Source organism: Clostridium arbusti SL206 (assembly GCF_000246895.1).
GTDB classification, from domain to species: Bacteria; Bacillota; Clostridia; order Clostridiales; family Clostridiaceae; genus Clostridium_I; species Clostridium_I arbusti.
The window spans coordinates 35,712-44,803 of sequence record NZ_BAEV01000021.1; the positions used below are offsets into that span (position 1 = coordinate 35,712).

Annotated in this window: 8 protein-coding genes and 1 pseudogene; 2 read left to right on the forward strand and 7 right to left on the reverse strand. The window is 27.1% G+C overall.

Annotated elements, in window-relative coordinates:
- Positions 1–16: 16 nt before the first annotated feature.
- Positions 17–1,171, reverse strand: a complete 1,155-nt coding sequence (locus RH99_RS05955) for a hypothetical protein (RefSeq protein WP_010235278.1) — start codon at positions 1,169–1,171, stop codon at positions 17–19.
- A gap of 171 nt (positions 1,172–1,342) precedes the next feature.
- Between RH99_RS05955 and RH99_RS05960 the strand changes: the two are divergent.
- Positions 1,343–2,390, forward strand: a pseudogene (locus RH99_RS05960) (YkvI family membrane protein).
- Positions 2,391–2,482: 92 nt separating this feature from the next.
- Positions 2,483–3,382 (forward strand): radical SAM protein, encoded by a 900-nt coding sequence (locus tag RH99_RS05965; RefSeq protein ID WP_010235286.1) that lies wholly within the window; start codon positions 2,483–2,485, stop codon positions 3,380–3,382.
- 122 nt (positions 3,383–3,504) lie between these two features.
- Here RH99_RS05965 and RH99_RS05970 read toward each other — a convergent pair whose 3' ends face one another.
- From RH99_RS05970 to murI, 6 genes are all read right to left on the reverse strand, one after another.
- Entirely contained in the window at positions 3,505–5,304 is a 1,800-nt protein-coding gene (locus tag RH99_RS05970; RefSeq protein ID WP_010235288.1) for a heme NO-binding domain-containing protein, read from the reverse strand.
- Positions 5,305–5,324: 20 nt separating this feature from the next.
- Positions 5,325–6,002 (reverse strand): helix-turn-helix transcriptional regulator, encoded by a 678-nt coding sequence (locus RH99_RS05975; RefSeq protein WP_010235290.1) that lies wholly within the window; start codon positions 6,000–6,002, stop codon positions 5,325–5,327.
- 76 nt (positions 6,003–6,078) lie between these two features.
- Complete coding sequence (locus tag RH99_RS05980) at positions 6,079–6,459, reverse strand: DUF3783 domain-containing protein (RefSeq protein WP_010235292.1); 381 nt, start codon at positions 6,457–6,459, stop codon at positions 6,079–6,081.
- A 57-nt stretch (positions 6,460–6,516) separates the two neighbouring features.
- Complete coding sequence (locus RH99_RS05985) at positions 6,517–7,032, reverse strand: peptidylprolyl isomerase (protein ID WP_010235293.1); 516 nt, start codon at positions 7,030–7,032, stop codon at positions 6,517–6,519.
- Between the two features lie 127 nt (positions 7,033–7,159).
- Positions 7,160–7,603 (reverse strand): hypothetical protein, encoded by a 444-nt coding sequence (locus RH99_RS05990; RefSeq protein ID WP_138990611.1) that lies wholly within the window; start codon positions 7,601–7,603, stop codon positions 7,160–7,162.
- A 118-nt stretch (positions 7,604–7,721) separates the two neighbouring features.
- Positions 7,722–8,492, reverse strand: coding sequence for a glutamate racemase (gene murI / locus RH99_RS05995; protein ID WP_010235297.1), 771 nt, complete (start codon positions 8,490–8,492; stop codon positions 7,722–7,724).
- Positions 8,493–9,092 lie beyond the last annotated feature (600 nt).

Consider the following 9,092-nt stretch of genomic DNA (forward strand, 5'->3'; position numbering starts at 1 on the left):
AGAACTTTTATAAATTTTATTTCTTTAAATTACTTATTTCTTTTTCATCTATTTTCTTAGGTTTATACTTTTTCATATCTATTTGCCAATTACCTATTATATCTTTTATACTTTGGTCATTTTCCTTACCTTTTATAGGAGTGACTTTATAAATAAGTCCATCCTCTACAAAGTTTATAATTTTTAAGTCCACTTTATCCATGGGATATTTGTTTTCAAATTTAAATGATATAACTTTTCCATTCTTATTTAGATATATTTTTATAGAATTTCCTAAATTAGCTTTTGAATATTGAATAGCTAAATACCTTTCATCTTGGGAAAACACCATATTATTTATAGTAGCCCCAGGAATTACATCCATAGGTACTATTTCCATACCAATTGGAGTCTCTGGTTTAGATTCCATACCTTCACTGCTACCACCGTCATTACTTGAAGATCCACTTCCACTACTATCCTGTGAATCTCCTTGAGTTACCATTGATTCATTAAAATGTATAACTTCTATAAATGGATTATCTCCTCTTGTAGTTATAGCTTCTGCAGTTCCTTCATAAGTTAAAGCAATAATACCAAATTCACTATTACTTATAGGTATTTTAGTAGCTCTTGCCTTATCATCTTGTGTATAAAAATATCTAGGTACTCCCTGTAAATTTGTAACAAGACTTGTATCTACATTACTTGAAAATCTTACTCTTATCTGTTTACCATTAAAGGATGTATTATTTCTCCCTAGGGCAGAAAAAGTTTCACTTTCATTTGTAATATCTATACTAGAAATTTTGTATTGACCTTTTTCTTTTTTAACTTTGAAATCTTGTGTCTCTAAAGATGAATATGATGTTTGAGTATTAATTTTTGTTACTCTTACATTTATATCCGCCATATCTTGAGCTTGATTGACTTCATCAAATTTATATCCATTAATAATAACATTCTGCTTATTATCTAATTTATTGTCTTTTTTTAAGCTTTTGTTGTATAATTTTTCCATTTCGTTATTGTCATTTTTCATGCTTGCTGCCATATATTTATTAATTACTTCAATAGCCTTTTCTATATTAAATTCTTTCATTACTTCACCTTGCTCTACATTACCTTTATTACAACCAAATGTAGATAATAACATACAAATACATATAATACCACAAAGTATTCTTTTCATAAACTTACCTCACTTTATAAACGATTTTATAATAGTTTTCCACAAAATATAAAATTCATTTATAAAGTTTCATATTAATATGCAATTTTATTTATCATATATTTTCCATATATATCATATTAATCTACATAGTGCATATTTTAATAATAATATTTGATTTGGAGGTAAAATATGAGAAAATCTTTAGGTATAATTTTTCAAATATCAGCTGTATTTATAGGTACTATTGTTGGCGCTGGTCTTGCTTCTGGACAAGAGATAACACAATTTTTTTACTACTTTTGGATACAAAAGTTTTTTAGGTCTTACACTTTGTATGATTATGTACATGCTATATAGTTTTATGATTATAAATCTTAGTATAAAATATAAATTGAATTCCTATAAAGACTTAATTTCATTAGTTAGTTCTGGATTTTTGAGTAAAATAATTGATATATTAACAAGTTTTTTTATGATAAGCGGTGCTGCCATAATACTTGCAGGAAGTGGTGCATTATTACATCAATATTTTGGTATATCAAAGTGGATAGGAATAGTATTAATGGCTGCTATATCTTTAATTATACTATTTAGAAACACTAAGGGGCTTATCGAAATAAACTCTTTTATAGTTCCTTCATTACTCATAGTAATAATTACTATATTTATATTATACATATTTTTTTCAGGACATGCTATTAATATAAGTCATATAAAGTCTATTCCATATAATAAAAATTACTGGCTTTTATCATCGCTAGTATACGCTAGCTTTAATATATTATCTTTCAGTGGAGTATTAGTTCCCTTTAGCCACGAAATAAAAAGAAAAAAATATTTAATTATAGGTACAGCAATTGGCGCATTAGGACTAACTGTTCTTTCTTTTATGCTAAACTTCATGTTATTAATGAATATGCCCTATATATTTAACTATGATATTCCTTTACTATATATAGTGAGCCGTTTTGGAAAAGTAATTCAAATATTACTTCTTGGCATAATTTGGCTTGAAATGTTTTCTACAGAAGTATCAGATATATACAGTGTTTCTAAAACCTTAGAACAATCCTTTAGTATCTCTTATAATAGAGCAGTTATGTATATCTTAGCTTTAGCTATTCCAATATCCCAAATAGGTTTCAAAAAGCTTATAAACTTTCTATATCCAGCATTTGGAATTATAAGCTTTATATTTCTAATACAATGTATCATATTTTACAAAAAAAATTATTAGTTATTTTGTAATTACATTATAAAAACTGTATAATCAATTTATATACAGATTCTGTTTATATAAATAATATATCATACCAAGAAGGTGTCCTTATGCTAAATATGTTAAAATGTTGTAATCTTTGTCCAAGAAATTGTAATATAAATAGATTAAAAGATGAGGTTGGATTTTGTAACTCTGATAAATATATTAAAATAGCAAGAGTTTCTCTTCATGCTTGGGAAGAACCATGTATATCTGGAGAAAATGGATCTGGAACTATCTTCTTTTCTAATTGTAATCTTAACTGCGTATTTTGTCAAAACCATGAAATAAGCCAAGAGAATGTAGGTAAAACTGTATCTATAAATAGACTAAGCGAAATTTTTATGGAGCAACAAGATAGAGGAGCAAATAATATAAACTTAGTAACTCCCACGCACTATGTTCCCCAGATTATAGAAGCTCTTAAAATAGCAAAAAAAGCAGGTCTTAATATACCAATTTTATACAATACTAATGGCTATGAAAATTTAGAAACAATAAAAGCACTTGAAGGCTATATAGATATATATCTACCTGATTTAAAATACATGAATGATAAATATGCATCAAGGTATTCTAAAGTAAAAGATTACTTTAAATTTACATCAAAAGCTATAGAAGAAATGGTTAGACAATGTCCAAAGCCACTATTTGATAAAGATGGTCTAATTGTAAAAGGGGTTATTATAAGACACCTTATGCTTCCAGGTTTACTTTTTGATTCAAAGAAAATAGTTGATTATATATATAATACCTTTAAGGACTCCGTTTATATTAGCATTATGAATCAATATACACCCTTGTTTAATTCTAAAGAATATCCTGAAATCAACAAACCTTTAAATAAAAAACATTATAAAAGCCTCATAAATTATAGTTTAAATATAGGAATTAAGAATGGATTTATTCAAGAGGACGGAACAGTTAAGGAAAGTTTTATTCCTCACTTTGACTTAAGCGGAATTTAAAAGGCCATGGATATAATATTAATCCTAAGCCTTAAGGCACATTCAAATAAATAACTAGTCAGTATGCTAGCCTATTTTGACTTACTATTTATTTTCATATGCCTAAATTAAATATTTTATAATTATATTTTATATTTTTTTAATTCATCATCAAAGCTTTCTATAAGCTTTTTAAATTGTCCTACATTATCAGTTAATTTTTTAATCTGGCTGGTGTAATTAGCTACATTAGCACTTACTTGTTCTGAAGAAGCTGAGTTTTCTTCTGCTATAGCTGCAAGAGATTCTATATTATTGTATATACTTGATATGGAATTTGCCTCTACATTTAGTCTCTCTGCTGCATTTATCATAGATTGAGAAACAGTTTTAGCAGATATTTTTGCTTCATAACTTGAATTTCTTACACTTTGCAATGAGTCTATTCCATTTTGAAGCACTCCATATTGAGTTTCTATATTACGTACAAGCACTCCAATATCATTAATAAAATTAGCTAAACTGTCGTTTATTTCTCCTACAGCATTTTTTGTTTCTTCTGCTAATTTTCTTACTTCTTCTGCAACTACACTAAAGCCCTTACCAGCCTCTCCAGCACGAGCTGCTTCGATTGAAGCATTCAAAGCTAATAAATTAATCTGGCCTGATATCTCTGATACTATTGAAATGATTCCTCTAATATTTTTAACTTCTCCATTTAACTTAACACCATTATCTCTCACTTCTTTAAATTTATTGAGACTATCCATTATATTTTTACCAGTTTCATCTACGCTCTCATAGCTATTATCAATTTTTCTAATAGCATCTTCTAACTTTTCCTTATTTTCATTTTCGTCTTTTACTACTTCCTTCAAAGATTCTATATTATCATTCAATACGGTAGCACAATCTTGAGTATTATTAGCTTGATCTACCGCTCCACTTGCTAATTGCTCTACTATACCTGATATTTCATTTGAAGTTGTACTCATAAAATCTGAAATATTATTTATATTTTTTACAAATGTATTCATCTCATCTGTAATACCTTTAATTCCAACAAAATCTTTAGATATCACCTTTTCATGATTTATTATACCCTTATGAATTTCTTCAAAGAAATCTGATGTCTTTATGCTACTCTTCACAACAAAATCATGATTATTTATCTTTAATAATTGTTGATTTATAAATTTTTGTGGTCTAAGTAAAAGTTCTGTCCCTACAAATGATGCTATTCCTGAAATAATAGCTGCAGTAATGACTCTTATTATATTGCTTGTCCCAAGTAATGGTATAGATATTATTAAAGAAACTATAAAAGTAAATATTGCCACTTTAACTCCCATATTTTTAATAAATCCTAAAGATAATAGTTTATTAAATCTAAATACCTTTACATAATGTATATCTTTTTCAAAATTAATTTTTAATTTAGCATAGCTATCTGTTCTTTCAATTTCATCTATAGTTATATTTTCATTAAAAAACTCTGCACTGCCTTTAAGCAATCCATATAAATAATCAAACATTCCTCTTTTAGATTTATAGGTAAATATAGCTTCTCTAGAAGCTATAGGTTCAATAGATACAATTGGTGGTTTTGCCCCAGGAAATTTCTGAGTCATTACTACATGAATATCAAAAAGTGTTCTCAAAAATGAATACAAATTTTCATGCTGAAAAAATGCAGGGAAGTCATTAAAGAACGATACTACATTATCCTTACCTATGGTTGTCCAAAGTTCTTTAATGTTTGTGTTTGTTTTTTTAGAAATATATTTTATAAGTTCATTTACTTGATTATCATCAACATTTTCAAGAGGTGAAAATATCTTTTCACTACCAAAACCTACTTGTTTCATAGCCTCATCAATTATAGAATCACCATAAAGCTTTCGGCAAGTCCGCACCCAGGTTGCAACTACAGTTCCCTTCATTATTTCCCCGCCCCCAATATTTATAATACAATTTCTAATCTATCAAGTTTTGCTAATGGCTTTATTTCCTTTATATATACGGTTTGTGTTTTAATGCCACTACCATTATTGCTAACAAGTAATAATTTATTACTGTCTAATTTTTTAATCTGTCTTATTATTTTTTTATTGCCATGTTCGAGTAGGCATAAAGAATTATTCTCAGCTTCATGAACTATATGTGCAAAAGCAATATCTCCCTCTGCAATTCTGAAACCTATCATATCATTATTTTGTATTTCAATAAAAAACACCTTATCTTGAGCGTATCCTTCTATTTTATTTGAAATTATAGGTAATTTTCTTGATGATACAATAGTTTTTAGATCAGTTTTATAAACTGGTACAGATTTTAATATAGACCCTAGCGCAGTATCCCATACATCGTTAACTTCTTGTCTTTTTACAGATTTTAATGATGATATATCTCTTTTAGGAATATCTACTTCTTTCTGATCCTCTTCATACATGTTAATATCATCTAAATCTTTTCCAAACACCTTTGATATTCTCTTTATAATAGATTCATTAGCTACCTTCCTACCAGTTTCAAGTTCATTTATAAAACTTTCTGAAACACCTAATTTCTTACCCAAAGTTTTTTGAGTCAATCCCTTTTCATTTCTTAAAAACTTAATTTTTTCTCCAATTCTAGTCATATACATACACCAATCCTTAATATCAATGAATCTTACTTGGTGAGAGTTTGTTTTACTCCCGCCAAGTTTAGATGAATTATTTTTTTCGTTTTTCCATCCATTTTCTTTCTTCTACTAGATGCTCTAAAAGTTCATCCACCGTCCATTTAATGGATGTTGGCGTTACTACTGCAAATATAGTTTTTTTATCTATGTTGTTTCTAAATACCTTTATACTTTTCTCAAGTTCTTCATCATCTAGATTATTAAATAAAATTACCTTTTCATCTTTTACAGTACCCTCTACTACAGGTAAGCTCAATCCCTGTATAATACTTCCTATTTTCATCTTACCCATATGTTTATCAATAACTTTAAATTTCACAAGATCATTACTTAATATAAGCTCTCCTATATTTACAACATCTTGTTCATTAAACCCATATACCAAAATCAGCTTATCATTATTAAGTACCATTAACCTCTCTCCCTTCAAAGTGATAAATATTGTAATCTTACTTAATTAAACTCTTTATTAAACTCGTTCTGGTTCACCGTATTCTTTTCCAAAAGTATCAACAGTTACTTCTTCCATCACAATATCCTCTAATGGTTTATCTCTATAGTCAGTTTTTGCCTCTGTCATTTTCTTAGCTATTTCTAAACCTTCCGTTATCTTTCCAAAAGCAGCATATTGTCTATCTAAATGTGGAGAATCTCCTACCATTATAAAAAATTGACTTCCTGCAGAATCAGGGCTCATAGCTCTTGCCATAGACAATACTCCTTCTGTATGCTTTATATCATTTTTAAATCCATTAATCTCGAATTCACCCTTAATTGAATATCCTGGATTTCCCGTACCTGTTCCATTAGGACATCCTCCTTGTATTACAAAGCCAGGTATTATTCTATGAAAAATTAATCCATTATAAAATCCCCTATTGATAAGACTTATAAAATTCTTTACTGTGTTTGGTGCTAAATCTGGATATAATTCTGCTTTCATTATATCTCCATTTGATATCTTAATTGTAACTATGGGATTCATATATATCTCCTCCATTATTTTATGTGATTTATAACATTAATTATATATTCTTAATACTATTATTATACACTAAAATCTACGAAAAAATAAGAAGTGTGGTATTTACTACACAACACTTCTTCTATTTTTATTGAGAAATAATCTCCTCTCGCCATTTTATAGTTAATTCTAGATTATTTACAGCTTTATCTAATTTTACAAATACGCATCCTTTGGGCAACAAAAAAAACAAAAAATTTTTTAAAATATTTTTTGACTCATCCTTATATAATCTTATAGAACATACTTCTAAATTTTTATCTTTATCTTTTTTTAATTCATAATTTACATTAAATGTATTTGTATCTCTAAATAACGTTTTATTAAAATTCATTTCTCCTATCATTAAACTAATCATACTATCTTTATCACCTAATTTAAAATCTATATCTTCCAAAATACATATACGATTGCTTTCTGTAGGATTCTGTATAGTTATAAAGTTAAATTCATTATTTTCTTCTATTTTTATAAAAGACTTATTTTCCATCGAATCTATAACTTGCAAATCATCTTTCAATAATTTTTCCACTGTGAAAACTTTCACTTTATCACCTTATTTCTTAGGTTTTAAAAAAGAAGCCTAATATAATTTATTCATATATATTCATAAGGTGATAGATAGTTTATGGATATCTTACAGCATTATTCTATATACTTAGAAGTTTATGACTTAAATCGATCATTCTTTTATCCTCAAGTGAATTTAATATTTCTACGCTACCTTTTTGTCCACTTTTATTTAATAGATTAAGCATTATGAGTTTTCTTTTTAATTGTTTAACTGTACCCATACTTCCATCAATTATAGGTACATCTACTGCAATTTTTGCAATCTCATCTCTTATAAAAGGATAGTGAGTACAACCTAAAACAATAGTTGATATGCCTATATGTACATATGGCAATAATTTTTCCTTTAGATAATCTTCTAATTCACGTCCATTAAGTATTCCCGCTTCTATTAATTCTGCAAGACCAGGGCACGGCAACGGAACTATTTCTGCCATACCCTTATATCTTCTAAGCAAGTTATTAAACTTTTTTTCTTCTAACGTTACGGGGGTAGCCATAATTAACACCTTACCAACCCTATTGGTTTCAACAGCTGGTTTTAATGCTGGCTCTATACCGATTACAGGAATATTCCTGTATTTTATTCTTAAATCTTTAATTGCTGCACTAGTAGCTGTATTACAAGCAACTACTAAAGCTTTTATATGTTTCTCAATAAGAAATTCAGAAACTTGAAAACTCAATTGTCTAACTGCATCAACGGTTTTAGTTCCATAAGGTGCATTTTTTGAATCACCATAATAAATAAAACTTTCATTTGGCAAAATTTTCATTGCTTCCTTTAAAACACTTATTCCTCCAACACCAGAATCAAAAAAACCTATGGGTCTATTCTGTATTTCCACTACATATCACCTCAAGTTAAGTATCTAAAATAAACAAAAATTTTAAATAAGCACTCTATACAAACAAATATTATAAATTTAATTTTATTATAACGTATATATATATATTCTTCTATATATAATATACACAATACATAAATACAAATATAAATATATACACTATATTAATCAATAAACAAACAACAATACTTGTAATTTTAATCATAAATAATTATATACCGTCTTAATTCTTAATGTATATTATTATTATTTGCATTTTAAAATAATGATATTTAATTTTAACACACTTTCATTTTTTATAAACTTTCACTAAAAAATTTACAAATTATATTGTATATATTTAATAATTATATTATAATTAACAATCATAATGCTTGTGTATATCTAAATTTTTATTCACATTGTAAATATGATAATTACATTAGAAGCATTAACATTTTACTTCTAAAATTTTAAATTAAAATAATAATATTTTTATAGTTTTTATATTTTTCAAAATGAGAGGGGATTTTTATAATGAGCAACTTATCAGAAATTTTTGGTTCAAATGTATTCAATGACTCAGTCATGAAGGAACGTCTTCCTAAAAATACTACGTGT

Excerpts from the sequence above, each read along its gene's own strand:
- RH99_RS05955 (WP_010235278.1), bottom strand. The coding sequence starts at position 1,171 with ATGAAAAGAATACTTTGTGGTATTATATGTATTTGTATGTTATTATCT.
- RH99_RS05965 (WP_010235286.1), top strand. The coding sequence starts at position 2,483 with ATGCTAAATATGTTAAAATGTTGTAATCTTTGTCCAAGAAATTGTAAT.
- RH99_RS05970 (WP_010235288.1), bottom strand. The coding sequence starts at position 5,304 with ATGAAGGGAACTGTAGTTGCAACCTGGGTGCGGACTTGCCGAAAGCTT.
- RH99_RS05975 (WP_010235290.1), bottom strand. The coding sequence starts at position 6,002 with ATGACTAGAATTGGAGAAAAAATTAAGTTTTTAAGAAATGAAAAGGGA.
- RH99_RS05980 (WP_010235292.1), bottom strand. The coding sequence starts at position 6,459 with ATGGTACTTAATAATGATAAGCTGATTTTGGTATATGGGTTTAATGAA.
- RH99_RS05985 (WP_010235293.1), bottom strand. The coding sequence starts at position 7,032 with ATGAATCCCATAGTTACAATTAAGATATCAAATGGAGATATAATGAAA.